The organism is Thermococcus thermotolerans (assembly GCF_024707485.1).
Classification (GTDB): domain Archaea; phylum Methanobacteriota_B; class Thermococci; order Thermococcales; family Thermococcaceae; genus Thermococcus; species Thermococcus thermotolerans.
In genome coordinates this window covers 460,590-481,002 of the sequence record NZ_CP102602.1, presented here as the reverse complement: position 1 = coordinate 481,002, position 20,413 = coordinate 460,590, and the positions used below count along the sequence as shown (strand labels likewise).

The 20,413-nt window shown below is 46.4% G+C and carries 15 protein-coding genes; 10 read left to right on the top strand and 5 right to left on the bottom strand.

The window, feature by feature from the left end:
• The first annotated feature begins 2 nt into the window (after window positions 1–2).
• Entirely contained in the window at window positions 3–1,538 is a 1,536-nt protein-coding gene (locus NUS69_RS02780) for a metallophosphoesterase family protein (RefSeq protein WP_258084328.1), read from the top strand.
• Here NUS69_RS02780 and NUS69_RS02775 read toward each other — a convergent pair.
• Entirely contained in the window at window positions 1,504–2,394 is an 891-nt protein-coding gene (locus tag NUS69_RS02775) for a 2-phosphoglycerate kinase (RefSeq protein ID WP_258084327.1), read from the bottom strand. The two genes, NUS69_RS02780 and NUS69_RS02775, sit on opposite strands and share 35 nt — an antisense overlap.
• Window positions 2,391–3,698 carry a 2,3-diphosphoglycerate synthetase gene (locus NUS69_RS02770; protein WP_258084326.1) on the bottom strand — a complete coding sequence of 436 codons (1,308 nt, stop codon included), beginning with the start codon at window positions 3,696–3,698 and terminating at the stop codon, window positions 2,391–2,393. The genes NUS69_RS02775 and NUS69_RS02770 overlap by 4 nt, the downstream gene beginning before the upstream one ends.
• Before the next feature lie 187 nt (window positions 3,699–3,885).
• Between NUS69_RS02770 and NUS69_RS02765 the strand changes: the two genes are divergently transcribed.
• On the top strand, window positions 3,886–4,065 hold the full coding sequence (locus NUS69_RS02765; RefSeq protein ID WP_055429436.1) for a hypothetical protein: 180 nt from the start codon (window positions 3,886–3,888) through the stop codon (window positions 4,063–4,065).
• 74 nt (window positions 4,066–4,139) lie between these two features.
• A complete protein-coding gene (locus NUS69_RS02760) occupies window positions 4,140–5,018 on the top strand; it encodes an MBL fold metallo-hydrolase (RefSeq protein ID WP_258084325.1) in 879 nt (292 codons plus the stop codon).
• On the opposite strand, the gene NUS69_RS02755 is transcribed toward NUS69_RS02760, so the two are convergent.
• From NUS69_RS02755 to NUS69_RS02745, 3 genes are all read right to left on the bottom strand, one after another.
• Window positions 5,005–6,282 carry an ATP-binding protein gene (locus NUS69_RS02755; protein ID WP_258084324.1) on the bottom strand — a complete coding sequence of 426 codons (1,278 nt, stop codon included), beginning with the start codon at window positions 6,280–6,282 and terminating at the stop codon, window positions 5,005–5,007. The genes NUS69_RS02760 and NUS69_RS02755 overlap by 14 nt on opposite strands.
• A gap of 90 nt (window positions 6,283–6,372) precedes the next feature.
• The gene (gene cas4 / locus NUS69_RS02750; protein WP_258084323.1) at window positions 6,373–7,014 is read right to left on the bottom strand and encodes a CRISPR-associated protein Cas4; all 642 of its coding nucleotides are present in this window, start codon (window positions 7,012–7,014) and stop codon (window positions 6,373–6,375) included.
• A 178-nt stretch (window positions 7,015–7,192) separates the two neighbouring features.
• The gene (locus tag NUS69_RS02745) at window positions 7,193–7,528 is read right to left on the bottom strand and encodes a PIN domain-containing protein (RefSeq protein ID WP_258084899.1); all 336 of its coding nucleotides are present in this window, start codon (window positions 7,526–7,528) and stop codon (window positions 7,193–7,195) included.
• 127 nt (window positions 7,529–7,655) lie between these two features.
• On the opposite strand from NUS69_RS02745, the gene taw2 reads away from it, so the two are divergent.
• The 7 genes from taw2 (at window position 7,656) to NUS69_RS02710 (ending at window position 20,358) form a co-directional block, all read left to right on the top strand.
• A complete protein-coding gene (gene taw2, locus NUS69_RS02740) occupies window positions 7,656–8,495 on the top strand; it encodes a tRNA(Phe) (4-demethylwyosine(37)-C(7)) aminocarboxypropyltransferase Taw2 (protein WP_258084322.1) in 840 nt (279 codons plus the stop codon).
• A 338-nt stretch (window positions 8,496–8,833) separates the two neighbouring features.
• Window positions 8,834–10,693 (top strand): tungsten-containing formaldehyde ferredoxin oxidoreductase, encoded by a 1,860-nt coding sequence (for, locus tag NUS69_RS02735; protein WP_258084898.1) that lies wholly within the window; start codon window positions 8,834–8,836, stop codon window positions 10,691–10,693.
• A gap of 72 nt (window positions 10,694–10,765) precedes the next feature.
• On the top strand, window positions 10,766–10,996 hold the full coding sequence (locus tag NUS69_RS02730) for a MoaD/ThiS family protein (protein ID WP_258084897.1): 231 nt from the start codon (window positions 10,766–10,768) through the stop codon (window positions 10,994–10,996).
• Window positions 10,997–12,184: 1,188 nt separating this feature from the next.
• Entirely contained in the window at window positions 12,185–17,587 is a 5,403-nt protein-coding gene (locus NUS69_RS02725) for a DEAD/DEAH box helicase (RefSeq protein ID WP_258084321.1), read from the top strand.
• A 10-nt stretch (window positions 17,588–17,597) separates the two neighbouring features.
• On the top strand, window positions 17,598–18,974 hold the full coding sequence (locus tag NUS69_RS02720) for a hypothetical protein (protein ID WP_258084320.1): 1,377 nt from the start codon (window positions 17,598–17,600) through the stop codon (window positions 18,972–18,974).
• Window positions 18,971–19,399, top strand: a complete 429-nt coding sequence (locus NUS69_RS02715) for a DUF6884 domain-containing protein (protein ID WP_258084319.1) — start codon at window positions 18,971–18,973, stop codon at window positions 19,397–19,399. Before NUS69_RS02720 ends, NUS69_RS02715 begins: the two co-directional genes overlap by 4 nt.
• A complete protein-coding gene (locus tag NUS69_RS02710; protein WP_258084318.1) occupies window positions 19,396–20,358 on the top strand; it encodes a hypothetical protein in 963 nt (320 codons plus the stop codon). The genes NUS69_RS02715 and NUS69_RS02710 overlap by 4 nt, the downstream gene beginning before the upstream one ends.
• The last annotated feature ends 55 nt before the right edge of the window (window positions 20,359–20,413 follow it).

Below are 20,413 nucleotides of genomic sequence, written 5' to 3'. Positions count from 1 at the left end.
CCATGATAAGAATAGCCCACATAAGCGACACCCACATAACGGGCGAGAGTGCCTACAAGGGGTACGCCTACGACCTCATAGTCAACGAAATAAACAGGGCCGACTTCGACTTCGTCATCCACACCGGAGATGTCACCAACCAGGGACTGAGGGAGGAGTACGAGAGGGCGGCCTATGAACTCAGAAAAATCCAGAAGCCGCTGGTTGTCATTCCTGGCAACCACGATGTCAGGAACGTCGGCTATACGCTATTTGAAAGGTTCATCGGACCGCTGAACGGAGTCTTTGAGTTCAAAGACGGCGTCGTGATATGGGTCGACTCCACGATTCCGGACTTAAGCGACGGCCGCGTTGGCGGCCACAAGTTCAGATGGCTGAAGAAAAAGCTGGAGGAGTACTCGGACAGGAAGTTTAAGATAGTGGCCTCACACCATCACCTCGTGCCCCTTCCGGACACGGGAAGGGAAAGGAACGTGCTCTTCAATGCAGGTGACGTTCTTGACCTCCTCCTCAGGCACGAGGTTAACCTCTACACCTGCGGACATAAACACGTCCCCAACGTCTACCGCATCGAGGACATGGTGGTGGACAACGCGGGCTGTACCTCCTGCAGGAAAACCCGCAAGGGCGACGTCAACAGCTACAACGTCATAACACTTTACGATGACGGAAGGATAGAGGTGAGGATAAAGCGCGTCACAGGCGAGCAGGTGGTAAAAGAGCACAGGCCCGTGAAGCCAAAGCTCTTCGTCCCAAAGGGTAAAAGGCTCATCAGGATAATCCAGATGAGCGAGAGCAACGTCTCGGACAGGATATACTTCAGGAGAAAGGTTCTGGAGAACGCTATCAGGACGATAAATGAAAAGCTGAAGCCGGACATTGTGATCCACTGTGGCGACGTCGTGGATATGGGAATAGAGCGCTACTACGAGAAGGCCTACGAGTTCTATGAGAGGGTAAAAGCGGAAAAGCTGATCGTCCCGGGCCACAACGACATAACCTATCTGGGCTACGACCTCTTCCTTGAGTACTTCGGTGAGCCGGAGATAAAGGAGCTGGGCGGCTTCACGTTCATCCCGGTCATAAGTGCTCAGTACGAGACGCCCATAGGCGTCGTGGGAAGGATAGGCCAGAGAAAGCTCGCAGTGCGCCTCGAAGAGTACAGGGAGAGCTTTACCGTCGTAGTCATGCACCACAACATAGTCCCCATACCCAAAAGCAGAGAGGTCGGATTCCTGGAGGATGCTGGTGATGTCCTTCGCGTTATTACAAAGAGGGAAGCGAACCTCGTGCTGACCGGCCACGGAGGCAACTCTTTCGGGCTCAAAGTCGAGAAAACGCCCATCGTCAATTCAGGTTCCATAAGCTGGGAGCTCCATAGAAATCCGTACGGGAACACGTTCAACGTGATAGACGTCTACCGGGACATGGTTGTTGTCTTCGAGATTCAGGCAACGTGGGGCTCCGGAAGGCTGGTGGGGATATGGAAGATAAAGGCACCCTTTAGATTTTCATCTTCGCCTCCATCCTCTCCATGAGCCGTCCCATTATATCCTCCATTATTTCATTGACAGTTTTTTCAAGTTCGACGTTGTTTATAATGGGGATTCCGTGCTCCTTCGCCCTGTCCACGATAAATCCCTGTATCTCGATTATCGCGTCCAGGTGTTTCAAGTAGTAATCAGCCGGACGCTTGCTATAGCGCGCTCTCTCGTAGAACCTGGCCTCCAAGTCCTTTCTCCCGCTGACCGTTATCACGTACATAAAGCTGTTCTCCCTGAGCTCCACGTAGCCCGGGACAAGGTGAATGCCCTCGATTATTGCGTTGAAGCCCTCTTTATATGCCCGTTCTAGGACAGCCGCTATGCCGACCGAAACGTGCCGAACCTGATTCTCAAAACCGTCTATTAGGGGAGACCGTCCGGTCCGGGGGCTGTGAAACGTCCTCCATGCAAGGAACGATGATGTATGTAAATCGGGCAGCAGTTCCGGGGCGATTATCTTCCTCATGACCTCTCTTATCGTATCCGTGCCTATAACGCTCCTTATACCGAGGCGGAAGGCCAGCTCGGTCGCTATCGTCGATTTGCCGACGCCCGTTGCGCCTCCGAGGAGTATGGTTATGGGTATCTTAAGCCTCCTGAGCTGGCGCCAGAAGAGGTAGCGCTTCGCCGCTTCGCTGAGGCCGTGCTCAAGGAGCTTCCTGTACGTCAGTTCTCTTATTTCCTCGGTCGTCACAAGCTTGCGCCTCTCTTCGTTGAGCTCCTTCTGAACCTCCGTCGCGATGATGTAGGCTATACCCACCTCAACGCCGGCGAGGGTTATTGAGCGCGTCAGAATGCCCCTCGAAAAGGGCAGACGTATCTTTCTCTCCGGGTCGGTGACGATTATCATCTCCCTCCCTCCAGAATCGAACGTCCCAGTTTAAGAATGGCCTCCCTCAGGTCTTTCCCGTCCACGTTAGCGGGCTCGTTGTCCAGATAGATTACCTCTATTCCGTTCTCCAAGGCCCATTTTGTGACAACATCAACGGCTGCAGCTTTGAGTTCAACCGCAACCGCATCTATCCCTCTGAAGGCCTGCAGATCCTTCAGGAGTAATTGTCTTCTGGATAGGTTGGCCGAGGCACACACTATCTCCGCCCCCAGCTTCTCAAGCCATTCTCCAGCCCGCGGGAGGGCATCGCCGGAGGTCATGACGAGACCGAGCCTTTTTCCCGAGACGTCTCCCAGGGGCCTCGAACGCAGGGTCGTCAGGTGAACGTCTGCGTCAGGATTTATCGACCTCACAGCCTCCTTCAGTGCCCTGAGGCGTCCCTCGCTCACCGAATCGGCCATGGTGACAACCACTATGTCCGCGAGGCTCACCCTGAAGGGGCCGAAGTAGCCCCTGATGAAGTCCAGCTTTCCCTTTGCGCTGGTTATCAGGATGTAGCCATCGGCGCGATAGGCGGGAAAAGTTGCCCCGCTGCCCTCAAGGATTATGAGGTCGTTGGGGAGACTCTCGGCCAGCCGTATTCCCTCATCTATCACGTCAAAGAAGGAAAATCCAGCCATACCTCCTCCACAGCGACGGCAACCTATGGTTGTCACCCTCGCAGTTAGTGCGTCCTCAAAGTGATCCGAGGCAGCATGCTTTCCGCTTTCGGCGAGCCTGAGGAGAAACTCTGGGGTTATCTCGAACTTGTCTCCCTCTATCAGCTCCGGTTCAGCCGGGCCCCCACGTCCCATGGTTACTATCACGGGTCTGGCTATCTCCTTAAGTGTCCTCGCTATGAATCCGCTCACTGCAGTTTTTCCAACTCTCTTTCCCGTGCCGATAACGGCCAGGCTGGGCTTTCGAGTCCTTTTGAGCCTGCGGGGAGTAAAGTAGAAATCTGCCCCCCTGTAAGGGACGCCGTAAAGCATGCAGAGAGACGCTATCCTAAAGCGGTCTTCATAGTCAAGCACGGGCTCATCGCTTAAATCCACCACCTCTGTTATCCCGTTCTCCTCCAGGGCCCTTCTCAGGGCCGTAATGTAATCGTGACCGTAGTACACCCTAACACCGAGCTTCCTCTCTATCTCATCAATGCTACCAATCTTCTCGCTCCCGCCGAGAAAAACGGCACAGCAGACATCACCCAGCTTTTCCACCGCCCAAGCGGTGACATCGGGGTAATGCTCGCCGTCGATCAGGACGAGCCTTCCCTTTCCCATAACACCACCGTTAACTTCTATTCCCTAAGGGAATTTAACCTTTTGCAGATATCGTCGAATGGGCACCACTGAATTAGGGGTTGGGACGGACATCGCCCAAGCAACCGTAGGAAGGGTTATAAACCCCGGAGGGGTAAAATAATTGGCAACCGCCCGAGGGCGGTGCCTGAGATGGAGGTGTGTGGAAATGGCTGAGCTGATAGTTAAGTCCAAGGTTAAGGAGGCCGTTAAGGCTATAGAGCCCGAGATGAGGGTTAACCCAGAGTTCTACGAGGCCCTTGAGGCCGAGATCAAGGCTCTCATCGAGAAGGCCGTCAAGAGGGCCAAGGACGAGGGCAAGAAGACCCTCTACCCGAGGCACGTCTGATTTCTCCCCTTCTTTTTCAGTCTTTGGTTCCGATGCTCTTTTATCCTCCTCCCCCTAATCACTCCGGTGGTATCATGGGGCTAAGGAAACTGGGTGATTCGGCGTATCTTTATCCCGGAAGCCCCTCGACCCTCGTGAGGGTGGTCGAAGGGGGAGCGGTCATCGTTGACCCCGGTCACGGAAGCGGGAGGCACAAGGACCTCAAGAGGGAGGTCAGAAAGCTCGGGCTTGAGATAAAGGCCCAGCTCGCAACCCACGGACATGCCGACCATGTGGCAGTGGCGCCCCGGATAGATGCCCCGCTTTTCATCCACCGCTTCGAGTTCTCCATCGCCGAGAGCCCTCTCAACAGGGAGCTTCTCACCTTCGGCTCGAAGGCACCGGAGGGATTCCTCGTCTTCCAGTTTTCGGAAGAGGTTAAGGTTCACGCAGTCTTCGAGTGGGGAGACGTGCTCTTTGGTTTAAAGGCCATCAAGTTAAACGGCCACTCCCCGGGAATGACGGGCTTTCTGGACGAGGAGAACGGCATCATCTACGCGGGAGATTCTTTCTTCGGTGAGAGGGTGATAGAGGCCGTCGGCCTTCCGTACCTCGTCGATCCAGAACTATTTAAAGCTTCAATTAAAGAATTACAGAATTATGCAGAGAAAGGCTTCCTGCTCATACCCTCCCATGGAAAGGCCGTGAAGGGTGAGGAGGCGATTGAACTGCTCGACTTCAACCGTGAGCGCGTCGAAGAGGTGGAGAGCCTCATACCCGAACTCCTCAGAACACCGATGAGCATCGACGAGCTGGCCCTCCGGATTATGGAGCACTACGGGGTGAAACCCACCCCCCAGAAGCTTGCACTGAACCTCGTCCCGCTGAGGGCCTTTATAGCCCAGCTCTACAACGAGGAAGGAATAGAAGCGGTAATAGATATGGGGCTGAAGTGGAGGATTAGAGGGGATTGAAAACTGTGAGGAACTTCCAGAGGGGGACCACGTCTATTTTAACCCCCTCCCAGGTTATCTCTTCCTCATCTTCCCACGTGACCACCAAACCTCTCTGGATCCTGAGCAATTTTGCCACACGAATTATGTTCCCAATCTCCCTATCGGTGTTTCCATCCAGTTGATACGTCACTTGAATTGGGAGAAGCTCACCGTTGAGTTTGAGTATAAAGTCAACTTCACCCTTCTCATCCCTCCAGTAGAAAATCTCGCCGGGAGTAAAGGAATAACTCATTCTCCTCATCAGCTCAAGGTATACCGCAAGCTCAATTATCCTGCCCTTTTCCGGATGAGCTTTCATAGATAGAGTTCTGGCGAGCCCCACATCAACGGGATAGACTTTACGGGGGGAATTGAGCTGAGCCTTTGGCTTGAAGGAGAACCTCCTGACCTGAAAGAGCAGATAGGCTTCTTCGAGGTATGATACGTAATCTCTGACGGTGTGGACATCCCTGATGCCGACCAATGATCCGAGTCTGGAATACGTGAACTCGCTGGAGTAATTTGACATAAGGTATCTGGCCAGCTCCCTAAGGGCACTTCTGTGCCTCACCGAATGCCTGAGCATCACATCCCTTTCGACTATGTCCCTGTATATAAGTGACAGATAAACCTTTCCAAATCTGACAGACTCAGGGAATCCACCAGTCTCAAGGTACTCCTCGAGCATGGAAATTACCCTGGATACAGTTCTGTCGGAATAGACCCATTCAGGTTCCAGATCAAGGCCTCTGAAGCGCAGGAACTCCCTGAAGGAGAAAGGAAAGAGTGTTAAGTCAATATGTCTCCCAGTTAAATACGTTCCCAGCTCTCCCGAGAGGAGCCTCGATGAGGAACCGGTCACTATGACTTTATAATTCAGCCCCAACCTCGAAACGAACCGTTCCCATCCAGTTATCTCCTGCACCTCGTCGAGGACTATGAACTCCGGCTCTCCCCAGAGCTGCCTCGCCGCGTTCAAGAGCCTTTCAAAATCATTTGCCTTAAAATTGGATAACCTCTCATCAAAGAAGTTCACGTAGAGCTTTTTCTCCCCGCTTGCCCGCCAAGAGAGAACAGATTTCCCGGAGCGTCTGACGCCCAGGATAGCAAGTATTCCACCTGAGGATATTAGGTTTATAACTCTATTTTCAGGCTCCCTTGGGACTATCCGTTCCCTTCTCATGAACTCTTCCATCTCCTCCCTCTGAGAAACCAGCACTCTCTTAATCTCTTCAACCCGCATGATTTGAACTTGGCTTTGAACTTCTTAAAGTTTGTGATTAGCAACCACAGACTTTCCCCGAAAGTTTGTGATTAACAACACCAGGCACTTTCACTCTCCATCCGGATAGCACAGATACCTGTACGGACAGAACCTGCAGGTATAGTTGTTCCATCCCTCAGGGGGCTTTCCTTTCTCGTACGCACGCTTGACGGAGTAGAAGTGCTTCAGCGTCTCCCTGAAGAGCTTGCCGTCGTAGGGAACCTCAAACGCCTTGAAGTTCGGCCCCTTGACGATGGGGAAACGGGAGAAGTCTATCCTGCTGATGACCTTCATGGGCTCCTCGTGGAGCTTGATGTAGTAGAGATAGCCGTACTCCGCCTCGGCCCAGCGGAGGTATATGTTGAGCTGGGCCAGGTGGTAGTCGTAGGGGTTCTTCGGGAGGCTTGTTTTTCCTTTTATCTCGATGGGGAAGTCCCGTATGGCATCGACCCTTCCGTGTATCTCAAAACCAAGCCGGTTGGAGCGGAGTATCATGTGCTTCTCAAGCTCAAAACCGAACCGTCTCTCCAGAATCTCCCCGAGAACGTTGTGGGTGTTTATCCCCTGATTCAGCCTTACTCTAACGAACTCCGGCCATCTCTCGGGATAGCCCTTCAGCCTGAAGTATATCCTCCTCTGGCAGGTTAAGGCCTCGCTGGCATAAAACTCGATGAACCCGTCGTTTTCGTTGTGATTCTCATTAGCCGCCATTCCATTCCCTCCAGAGACGGGGCGGGTCATCGGCCCGCGAACCTCGCCGCCCCTGCGTCAGCTAATACCGACGTCATCACCCATCAGACTGGGCAAGGGTCGTCATCCGCTTGGAGAGTTAAGACTAACCCACCATTTAAATCTTTGGGGAAAGAAGGCCGGAATAGAGAGAGCGAAATCAGAGTATGGTGCCCTTCTTCCTCTTGAGCGAGTAGCTCAGACCGTAAGCAGGCCAGAGGCTCGGCGGCTGCTCGTAGTGGTGCAGGTTGCGGAGTATTTTTTCCGCGGTCTTCCTGTTCCGGGCTTTAACGCGCAGGACACCATGCTCAAGCTCAACGGTTCCGTTTGAGAGCCTGATGGTGAGCTTCGAGCCGTTCACCTCTGGGCGGGCTTTCATTAGAAGCTGCCGGTAGTCCTCGTATGCCTCACGGCTCAGCTTCTGCTCAAGAAGGGCGGGTTTTTCACGTGACTTAAACAGGCGGGAAAACCAACTACTTGAAGGCTCCTCATCCATACTCCTCATCGACCTCCGGAGGATTTCTCGGTTTAAATTCGTCCTTTGGGTTTTTAAGGATTTCTCATCGCTTTTTGCCGAAATGACCGGAGAAGGTTTTTTAAAGTTTCCGGCCTGAGTAAGCCCGATGACGAAGACGCAACTGATAAAGCCCCGCATCAGGGAGATACTCTCAAGGGAACTCCCGGAGGAGCTTGTGAAGATACTCCCAAAGCACTGGGTCCGGATAGGGGACGTGCTGATTCTTCCCATCCGCCCCGAGCTCGAACCCTACAAGCACCGCATAGCGGAGGTCTACGCGGAAGTTCTCGGCGTCAAGACCGTCCTCAGGAAGGGGCGCATAGGTGGCGAGTTCCGCGAGACGAACTACGAGGTTCTCTACGGCAAAGACACGATAACAGTGCACATCGAGAACGGGATCAGATACAAGCTCGACGTGGCAAGGATAATGTTCTCCCCGGCCAACGTCAAGGAGCGCGTTAGAATGGCAAAGGTCGCGAAGCCAGGGGAACTTGTGGTGGACATGTTCGCGGGAATAGGGCACCTGAGCCTGCCGATAGCCGTCCATGGAAAGGCCCGGGTGATAGCAATAGAAAAGAGCCCGTATACCTTCCGCTTTCTCGTTGAGAACATTGAGCTGAACCGGGTTCAGGACAGGATGACGGCCTACAACATTGACAACCGTGACTTCCCCGGAGAGAACATAGCCGACAGGATTCTGATGGGCTACGTTGTTACAACCCACGAGTTCATACCTAAAGCCCTCAGCATAGCGAAGGATGAAGCCGTAATCCACTACCACAACACCGTGCCCGAGAGGCTGATGCCGGATGAGCCTTTCAGGACGTTCCTGGATATAGCCAGAGAGCACGGCTATGAGGCCGAGAAGCTCAACGAGCTGGTCATCAAGCGCTACGCTCCCGGTGTCTGGCACGTCGTCGTTGACGTGAGGGTTTTTAAAAAATAAGTTCCTACCCTCTCCAGCCCCACAGGGGTTCCCAGTCGTCGCATATAAAGTTCATATGGACAGTTTTCATGTGCCTTCTGCATACCCCCTGCGTTGGGAAGTACGAATCTATCGCACCAAACCAGCGACAGTTTTTGCAGGCCTTCAGCTCCTCTTTCATTCCGTCCACCGGTGCATCTTTGAGGGCAGGGCACATAAATCTTTGGACATATCTGCACCGCCGCGAGCAGTGCAGTTAACAAATGAACTTAACTCCATGTCGAGTATGAAACGCTTCCTTTTGCGAAGACCTTATATCCTTCAAGCCGAAAATCTTTCGAGGTGATTCTGACATGGCAATGAAAGGATGGTGGGGACGGATTCTCAGGATTGACCTGACCAACAATAAGGTCCGGGTGCAGGAGTATTCTCCCGAGATAGCAAAGAAGTTCATAGGCGGAAGGGGCTTAGCTGCCTGGATTCTCTGGAACGAGGCCAAGGGTGTTGATCCTCTCGGCCCTGACAACAAGCTCGTCTTTGCTGCCGGGCCTTTCAACGGCCTCCCGACCCCTAGCGGAGGCAAGCTCGTAGTTGCGGCCAAGAGTCCACTCACCGGCGGCTACGGTGACGGCAACCTCGGCACCATGGCAACCGTCCACCTGAGGAAGGCCGGATACGATGCGATAGTTGTCGAGGGCAGGGCCAAAAAGCCGGTCTACATCTACATTGAGGACGACAACGTCAGTATACTGAGCGCCGAGGGCCTCTGGGGCCTCGACACATTCAAGACCGAGGAGGAGCTCAAGAAGATACACGGCAAAAACGTCGGAATCCTCAGCATTGGCCCCGGTGGAGAGAACCTCGTTCGCTATGCCGTCGTTATGTCCCAGGAGGGAAGGGCAGCAGGAAGGCCCGGTATGGGTGCAGTCATGGGCAGCAAGAAGCTCAAGGCCGTCGTCATAAGGGGCACCAAGGAGATTCCGGTCGCGGACAAGAAGAAGCTGAGCGAGCTCTCAAGGGAAGCCTACCAGGCAATACTCAACTCCCCAGCGTATCCGTTCTGGCACAGGCAGGGGACGATGGCGGCCATTGAGTGGACGAACGAGAACTCTGCACTGCCGACCAGGAACTTCCAGGACGGTTCGTTTGAGTTCGCCCGCTCGATAGACGGCTACACCCTGGAGGGAATGAAGGTCAAGCAGAGGGGATGTCCCTACTGTAACATGCCGTGTGGAAACGTAGTCCTCGACGCTGAAGGAAAGGAGAGCGAGCTTGACTATGAGAACGTGGCCCTCCTTGGCTCCAACCTGGGCATTGGAAAGCTCAACGAGGTCTCGGTTCTCAACAGGCTCGCCGACATGTATGGAATTGACACAATATCCCTCGGTGTTTCAATAAGCTTTGTGATGGAGGCCGTTGAGAGGGGACTCCTCAAGGAGGGCCCGACCTTCGGAGACTTCAAGGGTGCGAAGCAGCTCGTTGAGGACATCGCCTTCAGGCGCGGCGAGCTTGGCAACTTCGCCGCCGAAGGCGTCATGAGGATGGCCGAAAAGCTCGGCGACGACAGCTTCGCCATGCACTCCAAGGGACTTGAGGTCAGCGGTTACAACAGCTACATATACCCGGCCATGGCCTTGGCATTCGCCACCAGCTCCATCGGCGCCCACCACAAGGAGGCCTGGGTCATCGCCTGGGAGATCGGTACCGCACCGATCGAGGGAGAGCAGGCCAAGAAGGTCGAGTACAAGATCACCTACGACCCGGAGAAGGCCGCCAAGGTCATCGAGCTCCAGCGCCTCAGGGGCGGTCTCTTCGAGATGCTCACCGCGTGCAGGCTCCCATGGGTTGAGGTCGGCCTCAGCCTCGACTACTATCCGAAGCTTCTCGAAGCCATCACCGGCGTTAAGTACACCTGGGACGACCTGTACAAAGCGGCGGACAGGGTCTACGCCCTCATCAGGGCCTACTGGGTCAGAGAGCTCGGCGAGAAGTGGGGCAGGCACATGGACTACCCGCCGAAGAGGTGGTTCATCGAGGGCCTCAAGAGCGGGCCGTACAAGGGACAGCACCTTGACAGGGAGAAATACGACGCCCTGCTCAGCGAGTACTACAGGCTTCGTGGCTGGGACGAACGCGGAGTTCCGAAGAAGGAGACCCTCAAGGAGCTCGGCCTTGAGGAGGTCATTCCGGAGCTTGAGCAGGTCACCAGGCTGGAGTGATTCAGTCCCCTTTTATTATTCTCTTCGACAGATTTTTAGCGTGGAGCCCCCAATTTTCAGGTGGTGGTAGCAGTGGTCAGGATAAGGCTGATGGGTGCGTTCGCTCATCTCGCAAAGGCAAGGGAGCTCCAGGTCAGGATTGAAGGGAAAAAAACTGTTGATGAGATCCTCCGCGAGGTCATTCCGCGCTACGACGAGTTCCACGACAAGATAATCATGGTAAACGGCCACCCCGCGAGGGGCGACGCCGAGGTTACAGACGGCGATGAGATCAAGGTGATGCCGGTTTTGAGCGGGGGCTGAAGGAGCGGAGCACTATGGAGTCTAATCTTGTTTTTTAATCTCCTTGGAGCTATTGGGAGCATTGGAGGCATCACAACAACTTGGTATTACTAGAAGAGATTCAAAAAACGATTTGTGGACATAGGCTCTTAGTATGAGATTACAAATCAAGGCCTGATAATTAACGCACAACTTCTTCCTATGAGTGATAGTGAAATCAACGTTTCGATTACTGGAGCCAAAGCTCTAATTAAGATTTCCAAAGAAAAAACTTGGCAGAGACATTGGATATCCCCAAGGAGTTTTTGAGAGCCCATGAAAGCATTGTAGTTTGATAACTCTGAATTACTCGAAATTGAGCACCGCAACTTTCTAGAAGTCACGCCAGAAAAGGCCGAAGTTAGTGAGGTAATTGGATGTAAAAACAGTCCCTCAAAAAGCAGCGCCTTATCAATTTCCAGAGAAACTTTAATTTGACCATAAGCCTAGTTCTCTCCACCATCATATCTGATAACTTTACGTTCACTGACTCCTTCCTTCAAACCACGCCTGCAAAAATTATCGCCTTACTTGGGTGATCCTCCAACTCTCAACTTCCCTTCTGCTCTTTCAATCACTACTTAGTAGTCGTTTCTTTGTAACCTCTTTTACCCTTTACCTTTTCTAGGGTCACAATATCATGGTGACGTGTTTCCTTCCTTTTTCTTCTCCTTAAGAAACTCTTTCCGAGTAGTCGCTTGATGCTGTCTGACACTCTCAAAAAATGGGAAAATTTGATAGAGGCTGCTGACACTTTAAACCTCCATTGACTAACAAGGAAATAAAACAAGAAAGATAAACCGGCCAAATTGGGAGTTATTAGATTATCTAAGCTTTGTTAATTTTTAAGGCCAGTACAAGTTTTTAATTTTATATAGGGATTGATAGATGACTAAGTTTAAAGTTATTTTTACGGCAATTACATGCGCTAAAAAATAGATTTCAAAGATCTCCAGTCTCAAAAATCGACTAACTAAATACAATCCTTTGAGTAAATAGGCAGTCATACATAGTTACTCAGGGATGGCACTTCAACAAATATAACAAGAGCGTAATTAGTTACCACAGTTATTATCCAGTTACATTATGAACTTCATGTAAAATCAGATCATCCAAAAGATTAAAATATCCAAACTCCATATTACAATTTAACCTGTGGGGGGGAAGCATATGGTGAAATTCAACCCGATTGAAACTACTGAGGAGATACAGGAGGACTATATGAATTTCTTTTTAACATCGTTTTCGCCAAATAATCCCCAGTTTATGGAAAGATTAAAAGAGATACCAAAGAGAACTGACTACCTCTGGAAGGGTCCATACATAGCAATTCCCCCAAAACCTAAACTAGGTGGAGAGTTTAAAGAATTCGAGAAGAATCGGATTGATGACAACGTAAGAGATGCATTCTCTTATATCACACGATTATATAAGCACCAGGAAGAAGCTATTCGTAATATCCTCAATGGGCGTAATACAATAGTGGCAGTACCTACGGGTAGCGGAAAGACTGAAGTCTTTCTCATCCCGATTATTCAATATTGTTACACTCATAGAACTGAGAAGGGCACAAAAGCTATCCTAGTTTACCCCATGAATGCTCTGGCAAAAGATCAGGTGGAACGCCTAAGAAAAATATTGTGGAGAATCAACAGGAAACTACCTCCAGAAGAGAGAATAACTTTTGCAATATACACTGGAGACACCCCCAAGGATAAAACAAAACTCAAAGAAGAGTTCCAGGATCAGGATATATCCGAAACATGCCCCCTTTCGGAGGAAGACATGAATAGACTTAGATGTCCGAAAAACTGTGAGAAAAATCGATTAAAATATGACGCAGATAACGAGGTTCTTTATTGTCCCCTCAATAAGGATGTAGTTATTGATTATCAAACCTTGACTCGAAAATCTATTCAGGATCGGGCTCCTGACATCATAATAACAAACTATGTTCAACTAGAACACATACTGTCCAGAAAGGAAGATCTTAAATGGTTGGCTACAGGTTCTTTGAGGTTTATAGTGCTTGATGAAATTCATTCCTATGCTGGATCCAAGGGAGTTGATGTGGCCCTTCTTATGAGACGTCTCCGTAGGGAAGCTTCGAGTAACCCAATATGTATCGGAACCAGTGCAACAATTTCTAAGAAGAAAGATGACATCGAACGTAAGAACTCCATTGCAGAATTCGCTTCCAGGATTTTCGGAGATATATTTACAATAACAGATGTGATTGAGGCCGAGTATGAAGAATACCAATTTCCTGAGTATTCATTCATGCCTCCGTATCTTGATGATTTCGAAGAATTGTTAGACTCAATTCACGATTTAGATGCAACCGATGAAAAAATTCTTGATGAACTCCTCATGAAAATTAATCCAACATTCAAACGATCCCATAGTTTTCCTGCTTCCATAGAGATCGGAAGAGCACTTTTAGGAAATGCATTTTTCCAAGAGTTAATAACTAGGCTCGAAACTCCAAAAAGTTTAGATGAAATCATTCAAGAACTAAGAAAAAGCCCCAACTTTGGAAATCTAGTTAGCTCACTCAAGAATGAAGAGTTGAAAAAAATTGTGTGGTCCTATTTAAAGCTAGGTAGCAAGTGTAAAGATCCTTATAACCCATCAAGACCCCTGATAAATGTTAATCTTCACATTTTTGTGAAGACCGTGGAGAGATTATATCAATGTAACGAATGCGGGAGAATATACACTTCCCCTAGAGACACATGCGACGAAGATGGAAGTGCAGTTGATGAAATCGGGGTTTGTAGATTCTGTGGTCACATATTTAATATCGTCTATGTAAGTAAGAACGAATTTATGGAATGGTACGGAACTGCAAAGAAAACACAAAAACTCAAAAAGAACAATTCTCCGATTCTGGAGATACTTCCAAAAAGGCAGAAAAGAAACTATCTCAAAAAACTTGATTATAGAAGTGAGTTTTCTGAGGAAGCAGTTCCAATTTGGATTTCAGACAAACCTCCAGTAGAAACCGACGAATACATAGAGATAAAACGGTGTCGTAAATGCGGCTCAATTATAGATCCCACAGAAGACACATGCCCGGTATGTGGATCTAAAGAGTTGTACTCTGCATATGCATTTGTAAGAGATCCCAAAGAAGGCACGGATACACGGCCCATTTCATGTCCGTACTGTGGTAATAGATACGGTAGATACTCCGCCCTAAGTCCTGTAGCTATGAGCTCGGATACTGCAAGTGTGGTTGTATTTGATAGAGTTTATACAAAATTACCTGAAGAATATAAAAAACTCCTAATATTCACCGACAACAGGCAAATCGCTTCGTATTTAGCCAAACATTTGGAAGATACTCACTTTGATCATACTGTTAGAGTTCTTGTGCACTACCTTGTGAAACAAGAGAACAAAGTGTATCTTTCAAAGTTATTTGACATGGCTTATGATACTGTCATATCTTGGCCATATGAGAAACTTAGAAGACGCAAAATGTTAGAAACTGCAATTTTAGAAGAAGTATGCTCTCTAAGGGGACGTCAAAGATCTCTAGAAAATCTAGGACTAATAAAAGTTACATACTATGGACTAGAAGATGAAGAAAAATTTAAACAAGAATGGTTGAAGTTTATATCAGAGTTGGAGGAGTCATTAATCTCAGATCTCCGTTTGCATGATACAAATCTTTGGAAGGAAATATTGATAGCTATTGCAGACATTATTAGACAAAAAGGAGCCATTAAGGGGCTTCACAATAATCCTCCGGGGAGAACTGAAGTTATAGGATTCTCATTAGCACAAAAAATTGAAAAGCGCCATGTGAAGGTTATAGGATTTTTAAGCAAGGGACGAACAAAACAGAGATTATTACTTCAGAAGATATTTGGCAAAACTAAGACTATCGATGACGCTTTAGAATTAGCATTTAACTTTTTAATCAAGGCTAAGATATTAGAGGAAGTAGAGCTAAGATGCTGTGGCAGTAAAAAACTCGAAAAGGCTACTGGATACGTAATAAACGATAAGAGAATTATCATCAAAAAACCAGAAGTCGTATTTAAGTGTAATACTTGCCAGAGAGTGCATTTAACGTCCCCTTCTAGTGCTTGTATGACATACAACTGCAACGGAACCACCGAACCTATTCCTTATAGAGAGTTCGAGAAATATATGACAACTCACAATTATTATTTCCGCCTCTATCAAAATGAGAAGCCAGTAAAAATGATAACTGCTGAAGACACTGGGGCAATTCCATCTAAAGAAAGACACAGTCTCGAAATGGAATTCAAGAAGAAAGATGTTGAAGAAAGAAAAGTTGATGTTATTGTTGCTACTCCCACCCTAGAACTTGGAGTTGATATTGGTGACCTAATCTCTGTTGGGATATACAAAGCTCCACCCTCTCCCGCCAATTATGTACAGAGAGTAGGAAGAGCCGGAAGAAAAGAAAAATTGTCATTGAATGTTACATTCTTGTATCTATCCCCTCTAGACAGGTATTACTATGAAAAACCAGAGGAGCTGATTAGAGGAATATTCGAAGCACCAAAAATCAACATAGAAAACAGATATCTTATACAAAAACATGTGAATGCTATAATTTTGTACGAGCTAATGAAAAGCTTTGCTATCTCAGTTCCCATGGTGTTCAAAGAGTTCTCAGAAGCTGGGACCCTAAACAATATACAGGAAAAAGTTCGCAGAAAAAGAAAGTACTTTATAGATATCATATCGAGAACGTTAGGCATTGAGTCATTGTCTACCGCAGAGATAGATCGTATGATAGATGTATTTCTTTGGGATCTCAATAACGCTGTTAAAAGCTTCGAACGCGAACTTAAGTGGTATCAAGCTTACGAAGAAAAACTCGCCCAGAAAAAGGATTATGAGAAAGCAAAGAAAATTAGAGAGATTGTGGAAAAACTAGAAAGATCCCATACCATCTCCTATCTAATGGATGTCAATGTTTTGCCTAGATATGCATTCCCCGGCACATACGTTGAAATTAGAGATGTATATGGAATGGAAGATTTTGAAGGAAGATCAAGAAATATTGCCATAACAGAATTAGCCCCATTAATGAGGGTTTTCATGAAGAAGAAAATCTACAAGAGTATTGGTATTGATATGGAGATCTTAAAACCAAAAGAAAAAGTATTCCACATTTGCCCTAGATGTGGCAGATATGTAACTGAAAACAAAGAGGAGCTAATCACCTATGGATGTCCGGTATGTAGATATAAACCTTCAGAACACGAACTGGAAATGTCAACAATTGAACCTGCAATTGAGCCCAATATAATCTATATCAAGCAAGAAAGAGAGTCTTCATTCCAGCTAAGAGAGTACCAAGAAGCGGCCAGCAGAATATACCTAGCCAAAGTTTCCAATACTACAACCAGGCTGTCAAAAGTTGATTCTTCTCTTAGATTGACCAGATATATCAACAGTGAAATCGTGAAAGTTGTGGATAGAGTTATAATAAACAAAGAAGAACGGGAGATAAAGATATGTGAAAAATGCGGCAAAGTCCTAGAACGGTTAGAAGAAGAACGGAGCCACTATAAGTTGGGCACAAATGAAAAATGCAATGGACACTTTAGGAAATTTGTATTGTACCACAGAATGCCGACAAATGTCATTTCAATACAATTCACTTCAGACACCTTCATGGGTCAAAAAATCGATAACATTGAAGAGTTCCTAGTGACCTTTAAGAATGCTCTTTTAAATGCCGCTCAGCGTATATTGTATGCCCAGGATGGGGAAATTGACGGAGATATTGATTTAAATAAAAGAGAAATCCTAATTTATGATAATGTTGAAGGGGGTGCAGGATATTCTGACCAAATCTACGAAAGATTCGAAGAGATACTACAAGAAGCCTATCGGATAGCCTCCACCTGTGATTGTGAAAAAGGATGTCCTAACTGCCTATGGTCCTATTGGAGAAAGAGGGATATCCCTAAGATTGACAAGACTCTGATTTTAGATCCCCTCTCAAGAATAACAACGTTTCCTATAGAGGACATTTTCAATGATGAACAATTGGCTAGACTGAAACAGGAATTCCAATGTGAAAATGCTAGAACGACAATTACAGATAGAATAGACGGCCCAATGAGCCTCAAAAAGATCCTATTATCGGCAACAGAAGAAGTTTATCTAACCTCTCTGTATGTAACTGATGACAAAATAGTCTGGCCAGACGGAACACGTCAAAGTTGGGTGGATATCCTCTCACTATTAGCCCTGAAGGGAGTAAATGTCAATTTAATCGTGAGGCCCCCCAAAGGAGAAAAACATGAAAACGCTATAAAACGGCTAAGGGATAACGGAGTAAACGTATACATTTACGAAAAAGAAACAAAAAATGCTCTCTTTAAGGGCATCATACACGCCAAAATCGCAGTAATAGACCCGCTTAAGGGTACTAGACATGTCGTGTTTACTTCAGCAAATCTCTCTCCGGAAGTAACGAAGAATGTTGACTTCTATATCATTTCAGAAGATGAGGAATGTACCAAACGAACATTACAACGAATAAGGGAGCTTATATCAAAATCCAAAAGACTATGAGGGGAATGCCATGACACTAATCAAAATAATGGATGAGATATGGGACACTTCACTTATCCCATCGCAATCACTCCAAAAAATCCAGAGGGGCAGGTATTTCTTTCTAAGCCTCCAGAAAGATTTAAAGAAAATTAATGACCTCAGAAAAGGATCGGGAATTCCTACAGACAAAAATGGCATGCTCTCGGGCGAGAACTTATTTCCCTTAACACTAAGATTGTGGAACTGGAATGAGGAGCTTCCAGGAACTACGGTTATCCCACAAACTTCTAGAAGTTTGGAGCTATATAGACTGCATTATTTTGGAGTCGCTCTCGAATTAGAAAATTTTGCAACACTCATCTTATGGCCAGAAAACTCTCGCCATTCATTTGAAACTCTAGAAAAAATATACAGGGCAATCGAAGCTCAGAAACAACCTTTAATTCATTTTGAAGGAGATTATAGGATTAGGCTTCCAAATGAGATTCATCCGTATAGATTTTCAAATATCAAACTTAATTTGGAGGATAAAATATTCGAGTGGAAATACATTCCATGGCTAAAAGAGACTGGGGATACTCTGTTTAGCCATAGAAGTCCCGCAAATTATAGAAAGGTTTATCTCAACTTAAAGAGGATTGAATACGCATATATAAACCCTCGTGTTAGCATCGGGATAGTAAAGGATCTCCTAAGGTCAACTGGTGAAGTCAAATTAAAATTGCCATATCTCGACAAGACTTCTCAGTGGCATTATCTCACAGTTACGGTATTACATGACGAGGAATTAATAGACATTAACAAGGGAGATATTGTGTTTTTCATTCTTTTGGAAACAATACATAATGATGGAAAGTTTGTACCTGAGAGATACATATACCATATTGAAAAAGCAGATTTTATAGATATTATTGGGCACTTAACGTCGTTTGTATTATACAACGTCTATTTAGATAAATACGGACTATATATAATGAGTGTTCCTGAATTTCAGAGGATATATTCAAAGGTACTGTTTATTGCATCGAAATACTGCAAGGATTGTAATAAAACAGGACTAATCGAATGGGATCTACTTTTTAAATCTTACCTAGAGCCATTTTTCACAATATTTGGGCAGAGAATATACTATGTTCCAACACTTTTGTATCAGGGCCAGTATCTAAGTGCTTTAGGGATTAAATTTGATACTCGCCTCCTTCTTGACAAGATAGATACATTGCTATTAGAGACAAGAGAGCCTAAATTAAATCCCCGTGAGCTTAATGCCGTTAGAATAATGGAAGATGTAGAGGTAGACAGTATTTCTCAATTGAGGAGCCTTCTTGATGTTAGTAGTAAGATAGCATTTATAAAACGCTTAAACAAGCTTCTAAAGACATCTATATGGAGGGTGAAATCATGAGAAAGAGCGTCGTACTAGTAACCGCTTGTGGAAATAAAAAAGAAGAGGAGCCCTTGCCAGCAGGTAGATTGTATAAATCATCTCGAATTAGACACCTCTATAGAAAGTCTAAAGAGCTTGGAGTGCCATTGTATATACTAAGTGCTAAATATGGATTGGTGAACTCCGATACTATTATCGAACCTTACGACCAAATAATGACAATGGATAGAGTGCACGAACTTCTTCCCCAGGTCAAAAGAGTTCTAAAGGAGTTTGATATTGTAGTTTTTTATCAGGGAGGGGCTAGGAAAGAATATCGAATTCTTATAGAAATGGCATGTAAGGATTTAGGAATTCCATTAGTGAAATATGGCTATAAAAATATGGGGGACATAAAGGAGACAGAAAAAATCCTTAGAAATATCTTGGAGGGTTCTAGATGATACCGTTTTTTGTGGTAGATAGGCCTGTCAGTCTTGAAATACTGAAAGGGATCTTTTTTAAGTTCCCTCAGCTGAGATTTGGTTTAATGACACATGCTAATGTATCACCAAATTTTGTCCAAGTTTTCCAAGACTTTCCATACTCAACTAAACTCAAGTACTCTGAGAGTATTGTTGATGAGAAAAGATTAAATGAGATTATTCATGCTCAAATAATAAAAATTTCAGACAGTGGTGTATTCCAGAAAAACGGGAGTAATAGAAGCTATCCGGATCTTTTTAACAGATACATCGATTTAGGTGTTCAATTCGGGATAATCAAAGATGTCCTCCATAATATGAAATCGACGCTTAAAAGTGCTAAAGAGGGAATCGAAATATATCAAGAACTCGGTTTTTACGAGAAATTCAATTTAATTGGAGTTGCACAGGGAAAAACAGTAGAAGAATACATCAGATGTTATGAAAAGCTACTCGATATGGGGTATGAGTATATAGCAATCGGAGGGTTGTTACGTAGAAACGGGAACAGTAACTATGTACAAGTTAGAAGTGAGGAGTTCTTGAAAGATGTTGTGGGCACTATTCAGAAGGAGTTTTCGCCTAAATGGCTTTTTGTATTGGGGGTATACAGTCCCAAAAGACACCAACTACTAGAAAATCTAGGAGTTTGGGGCGCAGATTACAAAGGATGGCTATTTCATTATGATGAATACTACTCCAAGTCAATACAGGAATTTCTAGAATATCCCGACGTAAAAAATGCATATAAGCAGTTTATTCGCTACAAGAATAATTTCCGAGAATCTAGAACCCCAGAAAACAGAAAAAAATTCTGGGAGGCCCGAAAAAAATTGGATGAGGTACTTAAGTCCCATGGAACCTCTCTTCAGGAACTTAGATTTAGGGAAGTAAGAGCGACTATTAGAACATCCATTATTTCCCAAATGAAACTATAAATATACTTTTCTCTTATCTAGGAGTCTATTAAACTATTGGCGCCATTCAAGTTTC